This window comes from Pantoea sp. YR525, assembly GCF_900116775.1.
Taxonomy (GTDB): domain Bacteria; phylum Pseudomonadota; class Gammaproteobacteria; order Enterobacterales; family Enterobacteriaceae; genus Pantoea; species Pantoea symbiotica.
Genome location: NZ_FPBU01000013.1, coordinates 51,398 through 76,731 on the forward strand (window position 1 = coordinate 51,398; position 25,334 = coordinate 76,731).

Annotated in this window: 21 protein-coding genes; 16 read left to right on the plus strand and 5 right to left on the minus strand. The window is 55.7% G+C overall.

The features are described from left to right. Positions 1-44: 44 nt before the first annotated feature. Positions 45-1,184: a glycerate kinase gene (locus BM323_RS21900; RefSeq protein WP_008101400.1), complete on the plus strand. Its 1,140-nt coding sequence runs from the start codon at positions 45-47 to the stop codon at positions 1,182-1,184. Between the two features lie 93 nt (positions 1,185-1,277). On the opposite strand, the gene barA is transcribed toward BM323_RS21900, so the two are convergent. After that, on the minus strand, positions 1,278-4,007 hold the full coding sequence (gene barA / locus BM323_RS21905; RefSeq protein ID WP_008104580.1) for a two-component sensor histidine kinase BarA: 2,730 nt from the start codon (positions 4,005-4,007) through the stop codon (positions 1,278-1,280). Positions 4,008-4,098: 91 nt separating this feature from the next. Between barA and rlmD the strand changes: the two genes are divergently transcribed. The 6 genes from rlmD (at position 4,099) to queE (ending at position 12,640) form a co-directional block, all read left to right on the plus strand. After that, the gene (gene rlmD / locus BM323_RS21910; RefSeq protein ID WP_008104578.1) at positions 4,099-5,415 is read left to right on the plus strand and encodes a 23S rRNA (uracil(1939)-C(5))-methyltransferase RlmD; all 1,317 of its coding nucleotides are present in this window, start codon (positions 4,099-4,101) and stop codon (positions 5,413-5,415) included. Between the two features lie 32 nt (positions 5,416-5,447). After that, on the plus strand, positions 5,448-7,679 hold the full coding sequence (relA, locus tag BM323_RS21915; protein WP_008104575.1) for a GTP diphosphokinase: 2,232 nt from the start codon (positions 5,448-5,450) through the stop codon (positions 7,677-7,679). A 95-nt stretch (positions 7,680-7,774) separates the two neighbouring features. Then, positions 7,775-8,566, plus strand: a complete 792-nt coding sequence (mazG, locus tag BM323_RS21920; protein ID WP_008104574.1) for a nucleoside triphosphate pyrophosphohydrolase — start codon at positions 7,775-7,777, stop codon at positions 8,564-8,566. Positions 8,567-8,807: 241 nt separating this feature from the next. Continuing rightward, positions 8,808-10,445, plus strand: coding sequence for a glutamine hydrolyzing CTP synthase (gene pyrG, locus BM323_RS21925; RefSeq protein ID WP_007891723.1), 1,638 nt, complete (start codon positions 8,808-8,810; stop codon positions 10,443-10,445). Positions 10,446-10,520: 75 nt separating this feature from the next. After that, complete coding sequence (gene eno / locus BM323_RS21930; protein WP_008104571.1) at positions 10,521-11,819, plus strand: phosphopyruvate hydratase; 1,299 nt, start codon at positions 10,521-10,523, stop codon at positions 11,817-11,819. 149 nt (positions 11,820-11,968) lie between these two features. Next, on the plus strand, positions 11,969-12,640 hold the full coding sequence (queE, locus tag BM323_RS21935) for a 7-carboxy-7-deazaguanine synthase QueE (RefSeq protein WP_008104569.1): 672 nt from the start codon (positions 11,969-11,971) through the stop codon (positions 12,638-12,640). Between the two features lie 65 nt (positions 12,641-12,705). Here queE and BM323_RS21940 read toward each other — a convergent pair whose 3' ends face one another. Together BM323_RS21940 and queD are read right to left on the minus strand one after the other, a co-directional pair. Next, entirely contained in the window at positions 12,706-13,305 is a 600-nt protein-coding gene (locus tag BM323_RS21940; RefSeq protein WP_008104567.1) for an inorganic diphosphatase, read from the minus strand. A gap of 129 nt (positions 13,306-13,434) precedes the next feature. After that, on the minus strand, positions 13,435-13,797 hold the full coding sequence (gene queD / locus BM323_RS21945; RefSeq protein ID WP_085982351.1) for a 6-carboxytetrahydropterin synthase QueD: 363 nt from the start codon (positions 13,795-13,797) through the stop codon (positions 13,435-13,437). A 292-nt stretch (positions 13,798-14,089) separates the two neighbouring features. Here queD and cysJ point away from each other — a divergent pair, with 292 nt between their 5' ends. The 3 genes from cysJ to BM323_RS21960 are packed head-to-tail and all read left to right on the plus strand — an operon-like array spanning position 14,090 to position 18,347. Then, positions 14,090-15,892, plus strand: coding sequence for an NADPH-dependent assimilatory sulfite reductase flavoprotein subunit (gene cysJ, locus BM323_RS21950; protein ID WP_008104563.1), 1,803 nt, complete (start codon positions 14,090-14,092; stop codon positions 15,890-15,892). Beyond that, positions 15,892-17,616, plus strand: a complete 1,725-nt coding sequence (gene cysI / locus BM323_RS21955) for an assimilatory sulfite reductase (NADPH) hemoprotein subunit (RefSeq protein ID WP_008104561.1) — start codon at positions 15,892-15,894, stop codon at positions 17,614-17,616. The genes cysJ and cysI overlap by 1 nt, the downstream gene beginning before the upstream one ends. Next, positions 17,613-18,347 (plus strand): phosphoadenylyl-sulfate reductase, encoded by a 735-nt coding sequence (locus BM323_RS21960; protein WP_008104559.1) that lies wholly within the window; start codon positions 17,613-17,615, stop codon positions 18,345-18,347. Before cysI ends, BM323_RS21960 begins: the two co-directional genes overlap by 4 nt. A gap of 174 nt (positions 18,348-18,521) precedes the next feature. Here BM323_RS21960 and BM323_RS21965 read toward each other — a convergent pair whose 3' ends face one another. After that, positions 18,522-18,806 (minus strand): YciI family protein, encoded by a 285-nt coding sequence (locus BM323_RS21965; protein ID WP_008104557.1) that lies wholly within the window; start codon positions 18,804-18,806, stop codon positions 18,522-18,524. A 9-nt stretch (positions 18,807-18,815) separates the two neighbouring features. Next, positions 18,816-19,841 carry an aminopeptidase gene (locus BM323_RS21970; RefSeq protein WP_091004313.1) on the minus strand — a complete coding sequence of 342 codons (1,026 nt, stop codon included), beginning with the start codon at positions 19,839-19,841 and terminating at the stop codon, positions 18,816-18,818. A gap of 248 nt (positions 19,842-20,089) precedes the next feature. Here BM323_RS21970 and cysG point away from each other — a divergent pair, with 248 nt between their 5' ends. The 6 genes from cysG to ftsB all read left to right on the plus strand — a co-directional run bounded on the left by cysG (position 20,090) and on the right by ftsB (position 25,331). Continuing rightward, positions 20,090-21,505, plus strand: coding sequence for a siroheme synthase CysG (cysG, locus tag BM323_RS21975; protein WP_008104552.1), 1,416 nt, complete (start codon positions 20,090-20,092; stop codon positions 21,503-21,505). A 9-nt stretch (positions 21,506-21,514) separates the two neighbouring features. Continuing rightward, entirely contained in the window at positions 21,515-22,423 is a 909-nt protein-coding gene (gene cysD, locus BM323_RS21980; protein WP_007893231.1) for a sulfate adenylyltransferase subunit CysD, read from the plus strand. A 10-nt stretch (positions 22,424-22,433) separates the two neighbouring features. Further along, positions 22,434-23,861: a sulfate adenylyltransferase subunit CysN gene (gene cysN / locus BM323_RS21985; RefSeq protein ID WP_008104551.1), complete on the plus strand. Its 1,428-nt coding sequence runs from the start codon at positions 22,434-22,436 to the stop codon at positions 23,859-23,861. Then, positions 23,861-24,466, plus strand: coding sequence for an adenylyl-sulfate kinase (gene cysC, locus BM323_RS21990; RefSeq protein ID WP_008104549.1), 606 nt, complete (start codon positions 23,861-23,863; stop codon positions 24,464-24,466). The genes cysN and cysC overlap by 1 nt, the downstream gene beginning before the upstream one ends. Positions 24,467-24,521: 55 nt before the next feature. Continuing rightward, positions 24,522-24,842, plus strand: a complete 321-nt coding sequence (locus tag BM323_RS21995; protein ID WP_008104547.1) for a DUF3561 family protein — start codon at positions 24,522-24,524, stop codon at positions 24,840-24,842. 171 nt (positions 24,843-25,013) lie between these two features. After that, positions 25,014-25,331 (plus strand): cell division protein FtsB, encoded by a 318-nt coding sequence (ftsB, locus tag BM323_RS22000; RefSeq protein WP_007893240.1) that lies wholly within the window; start codon positions 25,014-25,016, stop codon positions 25,329-25,331. The last annotated feature ends 3 nt before the right edge of the window (positions 25,332-25,334 follow it).

The window sequence follows — 25,334 nt, forward strand, 5'->3', positions numbered from 1 at the left end:
CCTTCGCAGGACGGATGTCCGTCATCAACCGCGCTGGATTGCCTATGAAAATTGTCATCGCACCGGATTCATATAAAGAGAGTTTATCCGCCCTGGAAGTGGCTTCGGCGATTGAAGCGGGATTCCGCGAGATCTTTCCTGAAGCTGACTACGTGAAAATACCGGTTGCCGACGGTGGCGAAGGCACGGTTGAAGCGATGGTGGCGGCAACGCAGGGAAACATTGTCCGGCTGACGGTTACTGGACCGCTCGGCAAGCCAGTGGAAGCGTTCTACGGTTTGTCAGGCGATGAGCGCACCGCGTTTATCGAAATGGCGGCGGCCAGCGGGCTGGAGTTAGTACCCGCCGCACAGCGCGATCCGCTGATTACCACCTCATTCGGCACCGGCGAGCTGATCAAAGATGCGCTCGATCGTGGTGTCGATCACATCATCATCGGCATTGGCGGCAGCGCCACCAATGATGGTGGTTCCGGCATGATGCAGGCTCTGGGCGCGCAGCTGCTGGATGAGCACGGCAAGGAAATTGCCTATGGCGGCGGTGCATTGCCGCAACTGGCACACATTGATATCGCACAGCTGGATGCGCGTATTAAAGAGTGCCGCTTTGAAGTGGCCTGCGATGTCAGTAATCCGCTTACCGGTGAAAAGGGCGCGTCGGCGATCTTTGGTCCGCAAAAAGGCGCGACGCCGCAGCTGGTGCAGCAGCTGGACAAGGCGCTGGAACATTACGCTACTCTGATTCATCGCGATCTGGATATTGATGTTTTACACATTGATGGCGGCGGCGCGGCCGGCGGCATGGGCGCGGCGCTGCATGCGTTTTGCCAGGCTGAGTTGCGCAGCGGTATTGAGATTGTCACCGAAGCCTTAGGCCTGGCTGAGCAGGTGAAAGATGCCGATCTGGTGATTACCGGCGAAGGGCGCATTGATAGTCAAAGCATCAACGGCAAGGTTCCGATTGGTGTGGCAAAAGTCGCGAAGCAGTTTAATAAGCCGGTGATTGGCATTGCCGGAAGTCTAACTGCGGATGTCGGCGTGGTGCATCAACATGGGCTGGATGCGGTGTTCAGCGTGCTGTTTAGCATTTGTTCGCTGGAAGACGCGCTGGCCAATGCGGCGCAGAACGTGCGTTTGACGGCGCGCAATGTCGCGGCGGTGATTAAGGTGGGTAAAGCGCTGTAAGCCTGGTCGCCATGAATGGCGACCCTACAAATGCGCACGCATAGCCGTCGTAGGGTCGGCATTTATGCCGACCTGGTCCATCACCGCACGGCTCTAACCCAACGCCAACAGCTTCCTCGCCTCTCGCGCTACGTTCGCCATCTCATCGCTCAATTCCAGCAGCTCCGGCTCAAGCGCGTCGATATCGCTCTCCTGATGCAAACTCTTCTCCAGCTGCTGACACAGCTGTTTCAGGCGCGGCACGCCGCTGTAGCTGGCGCTGCCGTGCAGCTTGTGAATAATCTCGCGCAATCCCACCACATCATTACTCGCCATCGCACTCTCAACGCGCTCTTCCACTTCTGGCAGGAAATCGAGCAGCATTTGCAGCAGATCGCGGGCTAAGTCAGGTTTATTGGCGGCCTGACGCAGTGCTAGCGTCCAATCCAGCGACGGCGCAACTTCCGGCGGTTGTGGTTGCGGCGCGATTCGGTTCGGCGCGTAACGCTGCAGCAACTGGCTCAGTTTGTCCTCGTCAATCGGCTTCGCCAGATAGTCATTCATGCCAGCGTTGATGAGCTGCGCACGTTCGCCATCCAACGCATGCGCGGTTACGGCGACAATCGGTGTGGTGGCGTGCAGCGGCAGGCTGCGGATGATTTCGCTGGCGCGGATGCCATCGATATCTGGCATCTGAATGTCCATCAGAATCACGTCCAGCTTGTGTAGGCGCGCCTGGCGAATCGCCTGCTCGGCGTTATCACACAGAATGATGTGCTGCACCTGCTCCTCCAGCAGCGCGCCAATCAGTTTCAGATTGGCGGGATTGTCATCTACCGCCATTACCGTCAATGGCTGACGTGCGCCACGCGGCAGCACATCGCTTTGCCAGTCATGTAAGTCGAGCAGCATTGGCAGCAAGCGCGTTAACGAAACCGGTTTGGCGATACAACCGGCAATGCCGCGCGCCCGCAAGTCGTCGGCAAACAGCATCATTTCACTCGGCAGCGCTAGCAGCACCGAATCGGCATGCGCATGCAGACGAGTAATCAACGCATCCGACAGCGTCGCAGGATGCGGTTCGGTTACCGGCAAGCCCATCAGCAGCAGCGGGAAGTGCGTATCGGGCATCTCTTCCAGGCTGGAGAAGTGCTGCACCTGCAACGGTGTGATGCTTAGCATCTCCTGCACCGCTTTCGCCACCGCCGGATGCGGCTCGATATAAGCCAGCGGCGTGGCACGCAAATCATCCAGCATGCGCGGAATGGCCGGTGCGTTCGGATTGAGATCGAGATGAATATGCACCCAGAAGGTCGAGCCCTGATTTTGACGGCTGTGGAAGGCAATTTCGCCGCCCATTTCGCTCACCAGTTTCTGCGTGATCACCAACCCTAAACCGGTGCCGCCATGACGACGTGAAATACTGGCATCGGCCTGGCGAAACGCCTGGAACAGCTGCGACTGCTGCTGTTCAGAGATACCGATGCCGGTGTCATGCACCTGAATCTCCAGCTCAGCACGCGTGTTGCTGATGCTGCGTAGCTCGACGCGCAGATCGATATGTCCGTGCTCGGTGAATTTAATCGCGTTGCCAATCAGGTTGATCATGATCTGCTGCAGGCGCAGCGGATCGCCTATCACATTGTCAGGCACCTGTTTTTCCAGGCACACGGTAATCTCCAGCCCTTTGTCGTGGGCGGACGGCGCCAGCAGCACCAGCGTTTCATCCAGCGTGGCGCGCAGCGGGAACGGGATCGACTCCAGCACCAGCTTTCCGGCTTCGAGTTTCGAGAAATCAAGCACGTCGTTAATGATGCTCAGCAGGTTATTCGCCGAGCGCTCGATGGTGCTCATGTAGTCGCGCTGGTTGGTGCTCAGCCCGGTTTTCAGCATCTGACGGGTAAAGCCAATTACGCCGTTCAGCGGCGTTCGCAGCTCGTGCGACATGTTGGCGAGGAACTCCGATTTGATACGCGCCGCTTCCTGCGCGCGCTTCTTCGCCAGATCCAGCTCCACGTTCTGAATCTCCAGCTGTTCCAGCGTTTCACGCAGATCGTAAGTCGCCTGATCGATGTTCTGCTGCATCTCTTCGTGATAGGCGGTGAGCGACATCGCCATGGCGTTGATGCCGTTTTTCAGAATGCTCAGCTCGCCCAGCATGTAGCCATCCACGCGACTGTCCAGCTGGCCGCGGCGAATGCGGTCCACGGTGGTGACCATGTTGCGAATCGGGCCGGTGACGTCGCGCATCAGGCGATAGGCAAACAGCATGGCGATGCACAGGCAGAACAGCAGCAGCAGCGTGGCAACAAACACCTCTTTGTACTGCTCGAGCCGCACCGATTGCAGATCCAGCTCGATTGCCACATAACCCAGCGGATTCCCGGCGGGTTTGGCATCCTCGCCCGGCAGCTCATCCACCGAATAGCGTTCGGAGATGATTGGCGTGCGCAAAATCATCACATTGCCTTGCCGTTCCACCGAGACGCCATCTTCCAGCGTTGAGATGTCCTCTTTCTGTAATAACGAGAGGTTTTGGTTGTTATTCGAGGTGACGTAGACGTGATTGTTGTTGTCGAAAATGGTGATGGCACGGACAATATTGGAGTGGCGGCGATGCAGCAGGCTGACTAATTCGCGAATCGCATCGCGGTTGTGCCACGTCATGCCGTATTCACTGGAGACCGCCAGCGGTTCGATGATGTTCGCCCCCGCGTCGTGCACCTGATGCTGTAATTCGTTGTAGCGGTGCACCACAAAGAAGGTACTGAGCAGCAGGCCAATCATCAGCGTTGGCGCCAGTATCAAAATCATCATTCGCGCCCGCAGGCTGTATTTGGTCATAATTGTGGCCTGGCGATTCCTGGCATTTTTATCCCTGTGCAAGCGCGGTTAATGGCTGCACACCCAATTAAAGTAGAGATTTCACAATACTATGGCGCAATTTTACTCCGCAAAACAGCGTGTGACGACTAAGGCTCGCATATCCGTCACCATTGAAGACCTCGATCCTTTTGGACAGGGTGTTGCGCGCCATAAAGGCAAGGCGATGTTTGTCAGCGGCGCGCTGCCCGGTGAACAGGCGGAAGTGACGGTGTTCGAGGATAAAAGCAAATACGCGCGCGCCAAAGCCAACAAGATCCTCAATCCTGGCCCACAGCGGGAAAAACCACGCTGCGTCCATTTCGGCATATGCGGCGGCTGCCAGCAGCAGCATGCGTCGGTGGCTTTGCAGCAGGAGAGTAAAGCGCGCGCCTTAAGCCGCATGCTAAGCCGCGAAGCGCCGCTGCCGGTGAAGGTCGATGAGATCATCAGCGGCAGCGCGTGGGGCTATCGTCGTCGGGCGCGTTTAGGGTTGCAGTGGCAGCCAAAACAGCAGCGCCTGCAAATGGGTTTCCGCCAGGCCGCCAGCAACGATCTGGTTGAGCTGAAGCAATGCCCGGTTTTGGTGCCCGAACTTGAGGCGTTACTGCAGCCGTTGCACCAGTGTCTCAGCGATTTACAGGCGGTTAAACGGCTGGGCCACGTTGAGTTGGTGCTGGCGGACAATGGCCCGCTGATGGTGCTGCGCCATCTTGATGCACTCTCTGCAGGCGATCACGCAAAACTGGAACGTTTTTCGCATGAGCAGCAACTGTCGCTCTATCTGGCTGATGGCAGTGAAAGTTTGCAGGCGCTGAATGCGCGTGAACCTTTTTATCACTCGTTGAATTTGCCGCTAACCTTTAGCCCGCAGAATTTTATTCAGGTCAACGATGCTGTGAATCAGCAGATGGTGGCCAAAGCCATCGAATGGCTGGATTTGCAGCCAGAGGATCGTGTGCTGGATTTGTTCTGTGGCATGGGAAACTTTACTTTGCCTCTAGGAAAGTTCGTACAAAATGCTGTAGGTGTGGAGGGCGTTGCAGCATTAGTGCAGCAGGCAGCGTATAATGCAGCCCAGAATAATCTTGAGAATGTTCGCTTCTTCCAGCATAACCTGGAGGAAGATGTATCGCGTCAGCCGTGGGCGACGCAGGGATTTAACAAGGTGTTACTGGATCCAGCGCGTGCTGGGGCCGCGGGCGTGATGACGCATGTGGTTAAACTTGCGCCAGAACGTGTGGTCTATGTTTCCTGTAACCCTACAACGCTGGCGCGTGACAGTCAGACATTGCTGTCAGCGGGCTACCATTTGGAAAGGGTCGCGATGCTGGATATGTTCCCTCATACCAGTCATCTCGAATCCATGGTGCTGTTTAGCAAAGCATAAGCGATGTCCACATCGCTGTGGCAGGAGAGGATATGGTTGCGGTTAGAAGTGCGCATTTAAATACGGCGGGCGAATTTGCCCTCGACCAGTGGATCGCCAGTTTAAGTATCAACAATCCGCAATCCTGTCAGCGACTGGCGGATGCGTGGCGCTACTGTGAAGCCGAAACGCACAACCATCCTGATCAAGCTCTGCTGCTGTGGCGCGGTATTGAGATGGTGGAAATCCTCACCATGCTCAGCATGGACATCGACAGCCTGCGCGCGGCGCTGCTGTTCCCGCTCGCTAACGCCGATGTGGTAAGCGAAGAGGATCTCGAAAAAGCCTTTGGCAAAGAGATTGTGATGTTGGTGCACGGCGTGCGCGACATGGATGCCATTCGTCAGCTGAAAGCGATTCACAACGATTCGATGGCCTCTGAGCAAGTGGATAACGTGCGCCGCATGCTGCTGGCGATGGTGGAAGATTTCCGCTGCGTGGTCATCAAGCTGGCGGAACGTATCGCCCATCTGCGTGAAATGAAAGACGCGCCAGAAGATGAGCGCGTGCTCGCGGCGAAAGAGAGCACCAATATCTACGCGCCGCTGGCGAACCGTCTTGGTATCGGCCAGCTCAAATGGGAGCTGGAAGATTACTGCTTCCGCTATCTGCATCCCGATGAATACAAACGTATTGCTAAGCTACTGCACGAACGCCGTATCGATCGCGAAGGCTACATCGAAAGCTTCGTCGCCAACCTGCGCGCCGAGATGCAGAAAGAGGGCGTGCGTGCCGAAGTATATGGCCGTCCAAAACACATCTACAGCATCTGGCGCAAGATGCAGAAGAAGTCGTTAGCGTTCGATGAGCTGTTTGACGTGCGCGCGGTGCGCATCGTGGCTGAACGCTTGCAGGATTGCTACGGCGCGCTCGGAACGGTACATACGCTGTTTCGCCATCTGCCGAGTGAGTTTGACGACTACGTTGCCAATCCCAAGCCCAACGGCTATCAATCGATTCATACCGTGGTGCTGGGGCCGCAAGGCAAAACGGTGGAAATCCAGATCCGTACGCGCCAGATGCACGAAGACGCCGAGCTGGGCGTCGCCGCACACTGGAAGTACAAAGAAGGTCCAACCTCCAGCAATGCGCGTGGCGCGGCAGGACATGAAGGACGAATCGCCTGGCTGCGTAAGCTGATTACCTGGCAGGAAGAGATGGCCGATTCCGGCGAGATGCTGGAAGAGGTGCGCAGCCAGGTATTCGACGATCGCGTGTATGTGTTTACCCCGAAAGGCGACGTGGTCGATCTGCCGGCGGGTTCAACGCCGCTCGACTTCGCTTATCATATTCACAGCGATATCGGTCACCGCTGCATTGGCGCCAAAATCAGCGGGCGCATCGTGCCGTTTACCTATCAGTTGCAGATGGGCGATCAGATTGAAGTGATCACCCAGAAGCAGCCGAATCCAAGCCGCGATTGGCTGAATCCGAACCTCGGCTATATCACCACCAGCCGCGGACGCTCGAAAATTCACGCCTGGTTCCGTAAACAGGATCGCGACAAAAATATTATCGCTGGCCGTCAGATCCTCGAAAACGAGCTGAATCAGATGGATATCAGCATGCGCGAAGCGGAGAAACTGCTGCTGCCGCGCTATAACGTCAGTTCGCAGGATGAGCTGCTGGCGATGATTGGCGGCGGCGATATTCGCCTCAATCAGATGGTCAATTTCCTGCAAGGCAAGCTCAACAAGCCGAGCGCCGAAGAGGAAGATCGCGAGGCGCTGCGCCTGCTGACGCAAAAGTCACATGCACCTTCGGCGCGTAAAGAGAGCGGTCGCGTGGTGGTGGAAGGTGTGGGCAATCTGCTGCACCACATCGCCCGCTGCTGCCAGCCGATTCCTGGCGACGATATCGTGGGCTTTATCACCCAGGGGCGCGGCATCTCGATTCACCGCGCCGACTGCGACCAGTTAACCGAGCTGATTTCGCACGCACCGGAACGTATTGTTGATGCGGTGTGGGGCGAGGATTACTCCAGCGGTTACTCGCTGGTGGTGCGCGTCACCGCCAACGATCGTAGCGGCCTGCTGCGCGATATCACCACCATTCTGGCTAACGAAAAGGTCAACGTGCTCGGCGTCTCTAGCCGCAGCGACACCAAAAAACAGCTGGCGACCATTGATATGGATATTGAGATCTATAACCAGCAAGTGCTTGGCCGCGTGCTGGCACGCCTTAATCAGGTGCCGGACATTATCGACGCGCGCCGTTTGCACTGATTTTCAGGTCGGCATAAATGCCGACCCGACAAATTACGCCGTAGGGTCGCCATTCATGGCGACCTTTTTACATATCAGCCCCAAAGGATCCTCTCATGACGCCCTTAAACCGCCTGCTCAACATCATGCAAACCTTGCGCGACCCGGAGCGCGGCTGCCCGTGGGATCGTCAGCAAACCTTCGCCTCGATCGCGCCTTACACACTGGAAGAAACCTACGAAGTGATCGATGCCATTCAGCGCGAAGATTTTGCCGATCTGCGCGGTGAACTTGGCGATCTGCTGTTTCAGGTGGTGTTCTACGCACAGATGGCCGATGAGCAGCAGCGCTTTAACTTTGACGACGTCTGCAACGCCATCAGCGACAAACTTGAGCGCCGTCATCCACACATTTTTGGTGATGTTCAGGCCGAAACCAGCGAAGAAGTGCTGAAAAACTGGGAAGCGATCAAACACAGCGAGCGCGCGGAAAAATCGCAGCACTCTGCGTTAGATGACATCCCTAAAGCGCTGCCGGCATTGATGCGCGCGCACAAAATTCAGAAGCGTTGCAGCACAGTGGGCTTTGACTGGAATAATCTCGGTCCGGTGCTGGATAAAGTGCATGAAGAGATCGACGAAGTGATGCACGAAGCGCAGCAAGCGGTGGTGGATAACGACAAGCTGGAAGAGGAGATTGGTGATTTGTTGTTCGCGACCGTCAATTTATCACGCCATTTAGGCAGCAAAGCGGAAGTCGCGTTACAGAAAGCCAACGATAAGTTTGAGCGCCGCTTCCGTCAGGTTGAAGCCATTATCGCCTCACAAGGTTTAGCGATGAGCGATGCCACCCTGGATCAAATGGAAGAGGCCTGGCAGCAGGTGAAAGTGTTGGAGAACAAGCAGTAAGCAAATCTGACGATTATTCCATCACTGCGCATAAATTCGCCGCTTGAGCTTACTCGATTCAGCCTTGCGGCGACTTTGTGACGTACATCAACATTTCATACCATGCTATCCGCTATGTTACCGGCTTACCTGTGGAGGATGATGGTGTGATTCATCAATTGTGGCTTAAGACGACTTCAAGTATACTATTTTCCCGTCTTGGTTATTCCACCGTCTTTAAACCTAAACTCTCAGGTTCAGCATGACAACGAATTATATTTTTGTGACCGGCGGGGTCGTTTCCTCTCTGGGCAAAGGCATTGCCGCAGCCTCCCTCGCAGCTATCCTTGAAGCACGTGGTCTGAATGTGACCATCATGAAACTCGATCCGTACATCAACGTCGATCCGGGTACCATGAGCCCAACGCAGCACGGTGAAGTATTTGTTACCGATGATGGGGCCGAAACCGATCTGGATTTAGGTCACTACGAGCGCTTCATCCGCACTAAAATGTCGCGCCGCAACAACTTTACTACCGGTCGTATCTACTCAGAAGTGCTGCGCAAAGAGCGTCGCGGTGACTATCTGGGCGCCACGATTCAGGTTATCCCACACATCACCAACGCCATCAAAGAGCGCATCATTGAAGGCGGCGAAGGTCATGACGTCGTTCTGGTTGAGATCGGCGGTACCGTGGGTGATATCGAATCTCTGCCGTTCCTCGAAGCGATTCGCCAGATGGCGGTCGATGTCGGTCGTGAACACACCATGTATATGCACCTGACGCTGGTGCCGTATATGGCGGCCGCAGGCGAAGTGAAAACCAAGCCAACCCAGCATTCAGTGAAAGAGCTGCTGTCGATCGGGATTCAGCCAGACGTGCTGATCTGCCGTTCTGACCGCGCTGTGCCTGCGAACGAACGCGCTAAAATCGCGCTGTTCTGTAACGTGCCAGAAAAAGCGGTTATTTCCCTGAAAGATGTGGATTCCATCTACAAGATTCCAGGCATGCTGAAATCGCAAGGTCTGGATGATTACATCTGCAAGCGTTTCAATCTGAACGCACCGGAAGCGAACCTGGCCGAATGGGAACAGGTAATTTACGAAGAAGCCAATCCGGGCGGCGAAGTGACCATCGGTATGGTCGGCAAATATGTCGAACTGCCGGATGCATACAAGTCAGTGATTGAAGCGTTGAAACACGGCGGCCTGAAAAATCGCGTTACCGTGAACATCAAACTGATCGACTCGCAGGATGTTGAAACGCGCGGTGTCGAATTACTGAAAGATCTGGATGCTATTCTGATCCCTGGCGGCTTCGGCTACCGCGGTGTGGAAGGCAAAATGATGACGGCGCAATACGCCCGTGAGAACAACGTGCCTTACCTGGGGATTTGCCTGGGCATGCAGGTTGCGCTGATGGAATTTGCCCGCAACGTTGCCGGTATGGAAGGCGCGAACTCTACGGAATTTGTGCCAGACTGTAAGTATCCGGTGGTTGCGCTTATCACCGAATGGCGTGACGAAGAGGGCAACGTTGAGCAGCGTACTGAGCAGAGCGATCTGGGCGGCACCATGCGTCTGGGCAGCCAGCAGTGCCAGTTGACGCCGGAAAGCAAAGTGCGTCAGTTGTACGGCTCTGAAATCATTACCGAGCGCCACCGTCATCGTTACGAAGTAAACAATATGTTGCTGAAGCCGATTGAAGCGGCGGGTCTGCATATTGCCGGTCGTTCTGGCGACGATCAGCTGGTTGAGATCATTGAGATCCCGAACCATCCGTGGTTTGTTGCCTGTCAGTTCCACCCGGAATTCACGTCGACCCCACGCGATGGTCATCCGCTGTTCGCTGGCTTTGTGAAAGCCGCGCAGGAACACCAGAAGCGTTTAGCGAAGTAAGTTTCACGAACAACGCGCGAACTTTTCGCGCGTTGTTTGTCTTAGGATTGACTAACTTGTACTGAGGAAAATCGAATGTCCAAAATCGTAAAAGTCATCGGTCGCGAAATCATCGACTCCCGTGGCAACCCAACTGTAGAAGCAGAAGTGCATCTGGAAGGCGGTTTCGTTGGTCTGGCTGCTGCGCCATCAGGTGCATCAACCGGTTCTCGCGAAGCACTGGAGCTGCGTGACGGTGACAAATCTCGTTTCCTGGGCAAAGGCGTAACCAAAGCGGTTGCGGCTGTTAACGGTCCAATCGCTAACGCGGTAACCGGTAAAGATGCCAAAGACCAGGCGAACATCGATAAGATCATGATCGAGCTGGACGGTACTGAGAACAAATCTAACTTCGGTGCTAACGCCATTCTGGCGGTTTCACTGGCTGCTGCTAAAGCTGCTGCTGCCTCTAAAGGCCTGCCGCTGTACGCACACATCGCTGAACTGAACGGCACCCCAGGCAAATACTCTATGCCGCTGCCAATGATGAACATCATCAACGGTGGTGAGCACGCCGACAACAACGTCGACATCCAGGAATTCATGATTCAGCCAGTTGGCGCGCCAACCCTGAAAGAAGCAATTCGCATGGGTTCTGAAGTCTTCCATCACCTGGCGAAAGTGCTGAAGTCGAAAGGCATGAGCACTGCTGTAGGTGACGAAGGTGGCTACGCGCCAAACCTGGGTTCTAACGCCGAAGCACTGGCTGTTATCGCTGAAGCGGTAAAAGCAGCAGGCTACGAGCTGGGCAAAGACATCACCCTGGCGATGGACTGCGCAGCATCTGAATTCTACAAAGACGGCAAATATGTGCTGGCTGGCGAAGGCAACAAAGCCTTCACTTCTGAAGAGTTCACGCACTTCCTGGAAGATCTGGCTAATCAGTATCCAATCGTTTCTATCGAAGATGGTCTGGACGAATCTGACTGGGCTGGTTTCGCATACCAGACCAAAGTGCTGGGCGACAAACTCCAGCTGGTAGGTGACGACTTGTTCGTAACCAACACCAAGATCCTGAAAGAAGGTATCGATAAAGGCATCGCTAACTCCATCCTGATCAAATTCAACCAGATCGGTTCACTGACCGAAACTCTGGCTGCAATCAAGATGGCGAAAGATGCGGGTTACACTGCGGTGATTTCACACCGTTCAGGTGAAACCGAAGATGCAACCATCGCTGACCTGGCGGTAGGTACTGCAGCTGGCCAGATCAAAACCGGTTCTATGAGCCGTTCTGACCGTGTTGCTAAGTACAACCAGCTGATTCGTATCGAAGAAGCACTGGGCAGCAAAGCACCGTTCAACGGTCTGAAAGAAGTTAAAGGCCAGGCGTAATCGTCTGAGTATGCTGCCTGCGGGCGGCATCGTCTGAATAGAGCCCCGCCTTGTGCGGGGCTTTTGCTTTTATTTGGCACGAAGCAGCTGTTACTCAGCGCGCAAGATCTGCCATAATCTGCGCCTCAAATTTTAGACGTGAGTGAAAAATGTTCTACCCGATTAACGAAATGTTCCAGACGCTGCAGGGCGAAGGTTTTTACACCGGTGTTCCGGCGCTGTTCATCCGCTTACAAGGATGTCCGGTGGGCTGTAGCTGGTGTGATACCAAACATACCTGGGAAAAGCGGGCGGATCGGGAGACCTCGCTCGGCGATATTCTGGTTAAAACCGTGGAAAGCGATGCGTGGGGCAGCGCCGATGCGGCGATGCTGATCGACACCATTCAACGTCAGGGCTGGACTGCACGTCATGTGGTGATCACCGGCGGCGAACCGGCGATTTTTGATCTGCGCCCTTTGACGGAACAATTAGAAGCGGCGGGTTTTGCCTGCCAGATCGAAACCAGCGGCACGCACGAAGTGCAGTGTTCTGACGCAACCTGGGTGACGGTTTCACCCAAGGTGAATATGCGTGGTGGCTACGACGTATTGCCGCAGGCATTGCAGCGCGCAGATGAAATCAAGCATCCGGTGGCGCGTGAGCGTGATGTGGAAGCGTTAGACGAATTGCTGGCGGGATTGCACGACGATAAAAAGCGCATTGTGGCGCTGCAACCGATCAGCCGTGGCGATGCGGCCACCAAACTCTGTATTGAAACCTGCATCGCCCGCAACTGGCGGCTTTCGATGCAGACGCACAAATATCTGAATATCGCCTGAGTTGGCGCGGTGCGCATTAATGCGCACCTAACATGTAGGGTCGCCATTCATGGCGACCGCAACCTTTACTGCTTCGCTTTATAAGCATCAAACGCCTGTTTGATTTCAGTTTTGGCTTTCGCCGCATCTTCAAAACCGTTCAGCTCAACTTTCTTCCGGCCATCCGGCAACTGCTTATACACGCGGAAGAATGCCTGCAAACGTTCCTGCTCGATCTTCGGCAGGTCGCTCATCTCTTTAATGTCGTCGTAGGTCGGGTCGATTTTGCTGGTTGGCACCGCGACGATTTTGTCGTCCTTTTCGCCACCATCAATCATTTTCAGCACGCCAATCGGACGGAGTTTGATCAGCGTGCCCGGTTGCAGCGGCGCGCGGGTATAGAAAATCACATCCAGCGGATCACCATCTCCCGCCAGCGACTGCGTCAGTGAGCCATAGTTTGCAGGATAGGCAACCGGCATTGACTGAAAACGGTCTGCAAAAATAAAGCCGGTTTTGGCGTCGGTTTCATATTTGATCATGCCACCCGCTGGAATTTCGGTTACGGCAAAGAACTCATCCGGCACTTTATCCGGTTGTGGAAAATCGAGAATATTTTGCGCCTGAACGGCGGCAGAGGCGGAAACAAAAACTGCAATCAGGGAAAGGCGTTTTACCAGGTTCATTGTTGATTCTCTTGATCTTTAATGAAGGAGACAACAACGTAGAGGCGACAGATGACAGTGGGATGAAAGGTAAGTAAAGAAGCGTATAGCAGGAAAGTCAGGCTGCACTAACGCAGCCCGAAAACACAATTAACCTTTGTAGTTACAACCGGCGGTGCAGGTCTCTTTAATCATCACCGCGCTTAATTCCGGCAGAATCGGCTTCATCTGATCCCAAATCCATTTTGCCAGCACTTCACTGGTAGGGTTTTCTAAACCCGGAATGTCATTCAGATAGTGATGATCAAGGCGTTCATACAGTGGCTTAAACTTCGCCTTCAGTTCGGCAAAATCCATTACCCAACCGGTATGCGCATCCACTTCGCCGGTAATTTCTAATCGCACCAGGAACGAATGGCCGTGCAAACGCCCACATTTGTGGCCTTCCGGCACGTGAGGTAAGCGGTGGGCAGATTCGAACTGGAACTCTTTAAATAACGTGGTAGACATAATGGCTCTCAGACTTAAAAACCGCTGAAGTCTACCTGAATTGCAGATTTTTCGCACCCGCTGGCAACGAAAAGGGCATTTTGCGGCATCTCAAGTCAAACGCTTAATTAACTCATTGAATCATATCGCCTTCATTTACCACTTTTGCTGGTTAACTTTACCCGAAAAACCACTTAGTCATTTTGGTTATTTAATATGTCGAAGGCTTATTTAATCGTTAATATACAGCCCGGTAACCTACGCATTCTTTCGCAACATATTGATCCGGACTTCTGACACTGGAATTTTTAACGCAATGACGACTCAGGCACCAGGTTCACTGCTTCCGTTATCACCGGAGCAACTCGCGCGCTTACAGGCGGCGACCACGGATTTCAACACCACTCAGATGGCCTGGCTCTCCGGCTATTTCTGGGGCATGGTCAATCAGACGCCGGGTGCGGTTGCCGCGCCAGCGCCGGTTCAGGCAGAAACCCCGACCATTACGCTGATCTCCGCCTCGCAGACCGGTAACGCGCGTCGCCTGGCTGAGCAGCTGCGTGATGACCTGTTGGCCGCCAAGCTGAGCGTCAATCTGGTTAACGCCGGCGATTACAAATTCAAGCAGATCGGTCAGGAAAAGCTTCTGGTGGTTGTCACCTCCACGCAAGGCGAGGGCGAGCCACCGGAAGAAGCCGTGGCGCTGCACAAGTTCCTGCTGTCGAAGAAAGCGCCGAAGTTTGAGGGTACCGCGTTTGCGGTGTTCGGTCTTGGCGATACCTCTTATGAGTTTTTCAGCAAAGCCGGCAAAGACTTTGATGAGCGTCTGGCTGAGCTGGGTGCAGAACGTCTGCTGGATCGTGTGGATGCTGATGTTGAATACAAAGATCAGGCGAACGCGTGGCGTCAGCAGATCACCGAGATTCTGAAAGCGCGTGTGCCGAGCCAATCGCCAGCCCAGGCCGCCGTTACTGCGGCGGGCAGCGTCAATCTGGTCGACAGCAGTCCGTACACCAAAGAAGAGCCGCTGGTGGCCAGCTTTGCGGCTAACCAGAAGATCACCGGACGCGATTCTGATAAAGATGTACGTCACATTGAGATCGACCTTGGCGATTCTGGCCTGCGCTACCAGCCGGGCGATGCGCTGGGCGTGTGGTTTGAAAACGATGACGAGCTGGTGCAGGAACTGCTGCAGCTGGTGTGGCTGAAAGGTGACGAGCCGGTAGAGGTGCAGGGCAAAACCTTGCCGCTGGCCGAAGCGCTGAAAACGCATTTCGAGCTGACGGTCAACACGCCACAAATCGTTGAGCAGTATGCGGCGCTGTCCCGCAATGACGCGTTGCTGGCGCTGGCCGGTGACAAGCCGAAGCTGCAGAGCTATGCGCAGAGCTTCCCGATTGTCGATATGGTGCGTCAGGCACCGACAGAACTAAATGCCGAACAATTAACTGGCCTACTGCGTCCGCTGACGCCGCGCCTGTACTCCATCGCCTCATCACAGGCGGAGAACGAAACCGAAGTGCACATCACCGTGGGTGCGGTGCGCTTTGAAATTGACGGTCGCCAGCGCGGCGGCGGCGCCTCAACCTGGTTAGCGGATCGTATCGAAGAGGATGGCGAAATTCGCGTCTTCATCGAGCACAACGATAACTTCCGCTTACCGGCTAATCCGGAAACGCCAGTGATCATGATTGGTCCGGGCACCGGCATCGCGCCGTTCCGCTCCTTTATGCAGCAGCGTGACAACGATGGCGCAGGCGGCAAAAACTGGCTGTTCTTCGGCAACCCGCACTTCACCGATGATTTCCTCTATCAGGTGGAGTGGCAGAAGTACGTCAAAGATGGCCTGCTGACCAATATCGATCTGGCATGGTCACGCGATCAGACCGAGAAAGTTTACGTACAAGATAAAATCCGCGCCAAAGGTGCGGAGGTGTGGAGCTGGTTACAGGAAGGCGCGCACCTTTACGTCTGCGGCGACGCCAATCGTATGGCAAAAGACGTTGAGCAGGCATTACTGGATGTGGTGGTCGAACACGGCGGCATGGATCGTGAAACGGCTGACGAATTTTTAAGTGAGCTGCGCATTGAGCGCCGTTATCAGCGAGACGTTTACTAATGAGCGAAAAACATCCTGGACCGCTGGTCGTTGAAGGCAAGCTGGTCGACGCTGAGCGTCTGAAAAAACAGAGCAACTACCTGCGCGGCACCATCCTCGACGATCTCGACGATGGTCTGACCGGCGGCTTCACCGGCGACAACTTCCTGCTAATCCGTTTCCACGGCATGTACCAGCAGGATGACCGCGACATTCGTGCCGAGCGCGCAGCGCAGAAACTCGAACCGCGTCACGCCATGATGCTGCGCTGCCGTTTGCCGGGCGGAATTATCACGCCAACGCAGTGGCTGGCGATTGATAAATTCGCCACCGATAAAACCATTTACGGCAGCATCCGTTTGACTAACCGTCAGACTTTCCAGTTTCACGGCATTCTGAAGAAGAACGTGAAGCCGACGCACCAGATGCTGCACGAAGTCGGGCTGGATGCGCTGGCGACCGCCAACGACGTTAACCGCAACGTACTGTGCACCTCGAATCCGGTGGAATCAGAGCTGCATCAGGAAGCGTACGAATGGGCGAAAAAGCTGTCAGAGCATCTGCTGCCGCAAACCCGCGCTTACGCTGAAATCTGGTGGGACAAAGAGAAGGTCGCGACCACAGACAAAGAGCCGATTCTTGGGGAAACCTATCTGCCGCGTAAATTCAAAACCACGGTTGTGGTGCCGCCGCATAACGATGTCGATCTGCACGCCAATGACCTGAACTTCATCGCCATCGCCGAGAAGGGCAAGCTGATTGGCTTTAACCTGCTGGTTGGCGGCGGCTTGTCGATTGATCACGGCAACAAAGCGACCTACGCGCGCACCGCGAGCGAGTTTGGTTTCCTGCCGGTTGAGAAGATCCTCGACGTGGCGGCTGCGGTGGTCACCACGCAGCGCGATTGGGGTAACCGTACCGATCGTAAAAATGCCAAGACCAAGTACACGCTGGAACGCGTCGGCGTTGAGACCTTCAAAGCGGAAGTGGAAAAGCGTGCCGGTCTGACATTCGAACCGATTCGTCCGTATGCGTTTACTTCGCGCGGCGACCGTATTGGCTGGGTGAAAGGCATCGATAAGAAGTGGCACCTGACGCTGTTTATCGAGAACGGCCGTCTGCTGGATTATCCTGGCCGTCCGCTGAAACGCGGCATCGCTGAAATCGCGAAAGTGCATCAGGGCGATTTCCGCCTGACCGCCAACCAGAATCTGATTGTGGCTGGCGTGCCGGAGAAGCAAAAAGCGCAGATCGAAGCCATCGCTCGTGAACACGGTTTGATGGAAGCGGTCACGCCGCAGCGTGAAAACTCCATGGCGTGTGTGGCGTTCCCGACTTGTCCGCTGGCGATGGCAGAAGCCGAGCGCTTCCTGCCGTCGTTCGTCACCAAAGTGGAAGAGATCATGCACAAGCACGGCGTCGGCGAAGAGCACATAGTGTTACGCGTTACCGGTTGCCCAAATGGTTGTGGCCGTGCTTTGCTGGCGGAGTTAGGTCTGGTGGGCAAAGCGCCGGGCCGTTACAACTTACATATTGGCGGCAACCGCGAAGGCACGCGCATCCCACGCATGTACCGCGAGAACATCAACGAAGGTGAAATCCTTGCCAGCATTGATGAGCTAGTGGCGCGCTGGGCAACCGAGCGTCAGGCTGATGAAGGCTTCGGCGACTTCGTGATTCGCACCGGCATCATTAAAGCCGTGGTTGATCCCGCCCGTGATTTCTGGGACTCGGAGGCAGTATGACGGTACTCGATCTCGCAGCACTGAATGGTTCATCAAAAGTTGACCGCATTATGGCGCTGGCTGAAAGCAACGTGCAGCTGGAGAAACTCTCCGCTGAACAACGTGTGGGCTGGGCATTAGAACAGCTGCCAGGCGCATTTGTGCTGTCATCCAGCTTTGGTATTCAGGCGGCGGTTTTGCTGCATATGGTGACGCAGCAGAAGCCGGACATTCCGGTGATCCTGACCGATACCGGTTATCTGTTCCCGGAAACCTATCGCTTCATTGATGAGCTGACTGATAAGCTCAATCTCAACCTGCAGATTTTCCGTGCTGATACCTCAGCGGCATGGCAGGAAGCACGTTACGGCAAACTGTGGGAGCAGGGCGTCGAAGGGATTGAGCAGTACAACCAGATCAACAAAGTGGAACCGATGAACCGCGCGCTGGAAACGCTGGGCGCGCAAACCTGGTTTGCTGGCTTGCGCCGCGATCAATCTGGCAGTCGCGCCAGCTTGCCGGTGCTGGCGGTGCAGCGCGGCGTGTTCAAGATTCTGCCGATCATTGATTGGGATAACCGTCAGGTGCATCAATATCTGACCCAACACGGATTGAAATACCATCCGCTGTGGGATGAAGGTTATCTGTCAGTGGGCGATACGCATACCACCAAAAAGTGGGAACCGGGCATGGCAGAAGAAGAGACACGCTTCTTCGGCCTGAAGCGCGAGTGCGGGTTGCATGAGGGTTGATTGGTAAGTGCTGGCTGTCCCCCACCTCGGTTGGTGCTCGCTTTCCCCCTCCTCGGTCCTCCCCCATGAATGGGGGAGGAAGATGCTGCCATATGTTAATTCTGAAGCTGCATGTGGCAGCATCTCCTTCCCCCGCTCGCGGGGGAAGGCCGGGATGGGGGACAGCCAGCACAATCAAATCCCTTTCAACACTGCAAACTCTTCCGCCGCACGCGTCACATTCACTTTTGTAACTTCATAATGCGCCACTGCCACAAACGGATCTTCCGCCAGGATAGTGTCCAGCCGCGCACGATCAATATCCTTCACCAGCAGCACGCCGCCGGTGCGCGGATCTTTACGTCCCGCCGCAATAAAGACGCCGCTGTCAAAATAGCGATTAAGCCACGCAACATGTGGGTCGAGTAACGCTTCCACTTCTTCTACCGGACGAAAATAGTTCAGATATACCACGTACATAGTGAATCCTCAGGTTGTCGGATTAGCGAGCTCGGTTAGCAGCGGCAGCAAAATCTTCACGCTGTCACGCGTGCGTTGCGTGATGCGGCCTGGCAGCCAGTGATCGAGATAGTTGAGGTTATCGCGCTCGGTTTGATGGCGCACGTTGCCTGCCGGGAAGTGGCTGGAGCGCGCGCGCTGTTGCTGCCCATCTTTGTTGCCCAGCGCCCAGTTGGCGGCGGTGACATCCAGCAATGGCATGCCAGCTTTATCGAACGGGTTCACGCCGGGATAATCGCGTGCGGTCATCGCGTGGCTGGCCGCTGAGATGCCGTAGCGGTGCGCCAGCTGCACGGCGCGCGCGCTGGTCTGCTTGCGTACCGCCGATGGCGTATTGATGCCGCTATTAAAGTAGAGATGATCGCCGACGATCAGGCTATTCAGATCGATCACCAGCAGCGTGTTCTTCTTCTCTTGCACGCTCATGCGCGCCAGATAATCATCCATGCCGTGCAAACCGGCTTCACCGGCGCTCAGCGCCACAAAGCGCACGCCGTAATGCAGCGGCGTCTTACTCAGTGCCTGCGCCAGCTCCAGCATCACGCCCAGCCCGGAGGCATTGTCATCCACGCCCTGCAAACGCAGGCCGCCAAGATTGTTATCCGCTTCATGGCGGCTGAGCGGCGTCCAGGTATCCAGATGCGTGACGATCAGAATCTCCTGCGGCACTTCACCGGCACGCGCGGCAATCACCGAGGTGGCAGTCACTTTGTGCGTGCGGCTCTCGCCCTTTTTCTCCAGCCAGTTATAGCTGGTTTTAAACTGGCGGGTATTACTCTGATATCCCAACTGGCTGAACTGCTGTTGCAGATAATCGGCAGTCAGCAACTCGGCCGGGCTGCCGCTCAAGCGGCCGGGAAAATAGGTGGCGATATGGCGTAATTGCTGTTCGGCAAAATGCCCCGGCGCGGTAGAAGTGCTCGCAGCCTGAGCTAAGAAAGGCAAACCGCCCGCAAGCAGTGCTGCCAGCACGCAGCGGCGGAAAGTGGCAAACATAGTGATAGTCCTTTTCTGACATCCAGTGATGCTAAAAAAATTCCGAGATAGTATGAAACTGTGATGACGCTTGCACAATTTGATTTGCTCCGAAACACCAGCAATATCATTTGTTAAGCACAAAATGTTATCAGCAATCCTGGGTCGTTATTCCATTCGGTAACTACTCATTCCAATTCGTAATTTCATCTGTCCGAAGGGCGGGACGTATAGTCGCGTTAACTTATTGTAAAACTAGCAAGGTTAACGTGGATTATCTGCCTCTCTTTGCCGATCTCAAAAGCCGTCCGGTGCTGGTTGTCGGCGGTGGCGAAATCGCTGCGCGCAAAATAGAACTGCTGCGGCGTGCCGGCGCGCGCGTGCTGGTCGCCGCGCGCGAACTCGGCCATGAGCTGCAGGCGCTGCTGGAAATTGAGGCGATTGAATGGATCGCCCACAGCTTCGATCCGGCTCAGCTGGATGGCGTGTTCCTTGTGATTGCCGCTACCGATGACAACGCGCTTAACGCGCAGGTGTTCGATGCTGCCAACGCGCGCCACAAGCTGGTGAACGTGGTGGACGATCAGCCGAAATGCAGCTTTATCTTCCCGTCGATTGTTGACCGTTCACCGCTGGTGGTGGCGATCTCCTCCAGCGGCACCGCGCCGGTATTAGCGCGTTTGCTACGTGAAAAAATTGAAGCTTTACTGCCGGCCAATCTCGGACAGATGGCGGAAGTGGCTGGCCAGTGGCGCGATAAGGTGAAGCAGCGCTATCACCGCATGTCTGAACGCCGTCGTTTCTGGGAACGCGCCTTTAATGGTCGGTTCGCCAGCCAGATGGCGGCGGGCAACGTCAATGAAGCGCGGCGCACGCTGGATCACGAACTGGAGAACGACAGCGACAATCAGGGTGAAATCACACTGGTAGGCGCCGGTCCGGGCGACAGCGGTTTGCTGACGCTACGTGGCTTGCAGGTGATGCAGTTGGCCGATGTGGTGCTGTATGACCATCTGGTCAGCGACGAAGTGCTTGAGCTGGTGCGCCGTGATGCCGACCGCATCTGCGTCGGCAAACGCGCCGGTGCGCATTCGGTGCCGCAGGAAGAGACCAATCAGATGCTGGTGACGCTGGCTAAACAGGGCAAACGCGTGGTGCGCTTGAAAGGCGGCGATCCGTTTATCTTTGGCCGCGGTGGCGAAGAGTTGCAGGCGGCGCAGGCGGCAGGCATTCCGTTCCAGGTGGTGCCGGGCATTACCGCAGCAGCCGGCGCAACCGCCTATGCCGGTATCCCGCTGACCCATCGCGACCACGCGCAGAGCGTGCTGTTTATTACCGGTCACTGCCGCGCTGATGGCGACGGCATTGATTGGCCGTCGCTGGCGCGCGCACGTCAAACCTTAGCGATTTATATGGGCACGGTGAAAGCAGCGGAAATCGCCGCCGGGCTTATCAAACATGGCCGCGCGGCCTCCACACCCGTTGCGGTGATCGGGCGCGGTACGCGTCAGGATCAGCAGGTGCTGACCGGAACCTTAGATCAACTGGAAGCGCTGGCAGCCGCCGCGCCCACGCCAGCACTGTTAGTAATTGGCGAAGTAGTGAATTTGCACGGGCAATTGGCCTGGTTCCAACATTCGGCACAGCAGGGGGCTCGCGAGTCCGCCGTTGTCAATTTGGCTTGAGGAAAAATTATGGACCAAAATCGACTTACTCATCTGCGCCAGCTGGAGGCAGAGAGTATCCATATCATCCGCGAGGTGGCGGCCGAGTTCAGCAATCCGGTGATGATGTACTCCATCGGTAAAGACTCCTCGGTCATGCTGCATCTGGCGCGCAAAGCCTTCTATCCGGGCACGCTGCCGTTTCCGCTGCTGCATGTTGATACCGGCTGGAAATTCCGTGAAATGTACGAGTTCCGCGATCGCACCGTGAAAGCGATGGGCGCGGAGCTGCTGGTGCATCGCAACCCGGAAGGCGTGGCGATGGGCATCAACCCGTTCGTACACGGCAGCGCCAAGCACACCGACATCATGAAAACCGAAGGCCTGAAGCAGGCGCTGAACAAATACGGCTTTGATGCGGCCTTTGGCGGCGCGCGTCGTGATGAAGAGAAGTCGCGCGCGAAAGAGCGTATCTACTCCTTCCGCGATCGCTTCCACCGCTGGGACCCAAAAAATCAGCGTCCTGAGCTGTGGCACAACTACAACGGCCAGATTAACAAAGGCGAAAGCATTCGCGTGTTCCCGCTCTCCAACTGGACCGAGCTGGATATCTGGCAGTACATCTTCCTCGAGAATATCGAGATCGTGCCGCTGTATCTCGCTGCGCCGCGTCCGGTGCTGGAGCGTGATGGCATGCTGATGATGATCGATGACGACCGTATCGATCTGCAGCCAGGCGAAGTGATCAAACAGCGCATGGTGCGTTTCCGTACCCTCGGCTGCTGGCCGCTGACCGGCGCGGTGGAATCAGAAGCGCAGACGCTGCCGGAAATTATTGAAGAGATGCTGGTCTCCACCACCAGTGAACGCCAGGGCCGCGTGATTGACCGCGACCAGGCCGGTTCGATGGAAATGAAGAAACGTCAGGGTTATTTCTAAGGAGACGCAGATGAACACCGTTATTGCACAACAGATTGCCGATCAGGGCGGCGTAGAAGCCTGGCTGACCGCGCAACAACATAAAAGCCTGCTGCGTTTCCTCACCTGCGGTAGCGTCGACGACGGCAAAAGTACCTTGATTGGTCGCCTGCTGCACGACACGCGTCAAATTTATGAAGATCAGCTCTCCTCGCTGCACAACGACAGCAAACGTCACGGCACCCAAGGCGAGAAGCTGGATCTGGCATTACTGGTCGATGGCTTGCAGGCCGAGCGCGAGCAGGGCATCACTATTGATGTGGCGTATCGCTACTTCTCGACCGAGAAGCGCAAATTTATTATTGCCGACACGCCGGGACACGAGCAGTACACCCGCAACATGGCGACCGGTGCATCGACCTGCGATTTGGCGATCCTGCTGATCGATGCGCGTAAAGGCGTGCTGGATCAGACGCGTCGTCACAGCTTTATCTCCACGCTGCTGGGCATCAAGCATCTGGTGGTCGCCATCAATAAGATGGATCTGGTGGAGTACAAGCAAGAGACCTTCGAGCAGATCAAACAAGATTACCTCGATTTCGCCGCGCAACTGCCGGAAGACCTCGATATTCGCTTTGTGCCGATGTCGGCGCTGGAAGGCGATAACGTGGCAACGCCAAGCGTCACCATGCCGTGGTACAGCGGCCCAACGCTGCTCGACGTATTAGAAACCGTTGAACTGAACCGCGTGGTGGATCATCAGCCGATGCGTTTCCCGGTGCAGTATGTCAACCGTCCGAATCTCGATTTCCGTGGTTATGCCGGTACGCTGGCTTCGGGCGTGGTGAAAGTCGGTCAGCGCGTGAAAGTGCTGCCTTCAGGCGTGGAATCCACCGTTTCGCGCATCGTCACCTTTGATGGCGACCTGCCTGAAGCGGGCGCCGGTGAAGCGATTACGCTGGTGCTGAAAGATGAGATCGATATCAGCCGTGGCGATCTGCTGGTGGATGCGGAAGCCGAACTGCAGGCGGTGCAATCCGCCAACGTTGACGTGGTATGGATGGCGGAACAGCCGCTGCAGCCGGGCCAAAGTTACGAAGTGAAGATCGCCGGTAAGAAAACCCGCGCACGCGTTGAGAAAGTGATCCATCAGGTGGAGATCAATTCGCTGGAGAAGCGCACGGTGGACAGCCTGCCGCTTAACGGTATCGGTTTGGTCGAGCTGACCTTTGACGAACCGATGGTGCTGGACGCTTATCGCCAGAATCCGGTGACCGGCGGCATGATCTTTATCGATCGCCTAAGCAACGTGACGGTTGGCGCGGGCATGATCAATCAGCCGCTAACCGATGTGCGTGCACAAGCGGGCCAGTTCAGCGATTTCGAGCTGGAACTGAACGCGCTGGTACGTCGTCACTTCCCACACTGGAACGCGCGCGATCTGCTGGGTGGCAAGTAATGGCGCAGCACGATGAAAACGTGGTGTGGCACGATCATCCGGTAACGCGCGAGGAGCGCGAACAGCAGCACGGCCATCAAGGCGTGGTGCTGTGGTTCACCGGGCTGTCCGGCTCGGGGAAATCTACCGTGGCCGGCGCGCTGGAGCAGGCGCTGCATCGGGCGGGGGTGAATACCTATCTGCTGGATGGCGACAACGTACGTCACGGCCTGTGCCGTGACCTCGGCTTCAGCGATGACGATCGTAAAGAGAACATTCGCCGCGTCGGCGAAGTGGCGAAGCTGATGGTCGATGCTGGTTTAGTGGTGTTGACCGCCTTTATCTCGCCGCATCGCGCGGAACGTAACATGGTGCGCGATCTGCTCGCGGAAGGGCAGTTTATCGAAGTGTTTGTCGATACGCCGTTGGCGGTGTGCGAAGCGCGCGATCCCAAAGGTTTGTACAAAAAAGCCCGCGCCGGTGAGCTGCGTAATTTCACCGGTATCGATAGCGTTTACGAGGCGCCAGACGCCCCGGAAATCCACCTTGATGGCGAACAATTGGTTACAAAACTCGCCGGCCAATTGTTAGACCTGCTGCGTCACCGCGATATCATCAGATCCTGAACCGACAGCGGCAAATCCCTCTGGGTTTGCCGCGCTTAGCGTCAACAGGACCTCTATGCAGAACGTAACGCCCATGCTAGCCCGTAAAGATGAACGCACCCCGGATGAGCCTCGCTCGTCACTGCCGGGCGGCGTGTTTGGCTTTCTCTCGTACTGGTGCGCGCTGGCGATTCCGTTCATGCTCTACGGCTCCAACACGCTGTTCTTCTTCCTCTACACCTGGCCATTCTTCCTCGCGCTGCTGCCGGTTTCGGTGCTGATTGGCATCGTGCTCAGCCTGATGATCCGCACTCACTTATTCTGGAGCGGTATCGCCACGGCGATGGTGGTGATATGTCTGTTCTGGCTGCTGTTCTCATTTCTCTCTGGTTGGTAACGCCCAGCTGATGTGCAAACGCATCGGCAGGTTACAAAACTTTACCTGCCGTCTCACCTCCTACTCTGGCATTATTTGTCCGGCTAAATGCCCGTGCGCGGCATTTTCGCCGCCGCTGTGGAGTCCAGCGTCAAGTTATGGGATGATTGGGCCGTTTTTCAGGGGGCGGGGATGGGAAAACTGACGTTACTGCTACTCGTGTTGCTGGGATGGCTTCAATATTCCCTGTGGCTGGGTAAGAACGGTATTCATGACTATACGCGCGTCAACGAAGACGTCGCGTCACAACAGGCGAATAACGCCAAGCTTAAAGCGCGTAACGATCAGCTATTCGCCGAAATTGACGATCTCAATGGCGGCTCGGAAGCGATCGAAGAACGCGCACGTAATGAACTGGGCATGATTAAGCCCGGTGAGACTTTCTATCGTCTGGTGCCAGACCAGAACAAACGTAACGCGCAACAAGCTGCGCAAAATCAACAACGATAAGCC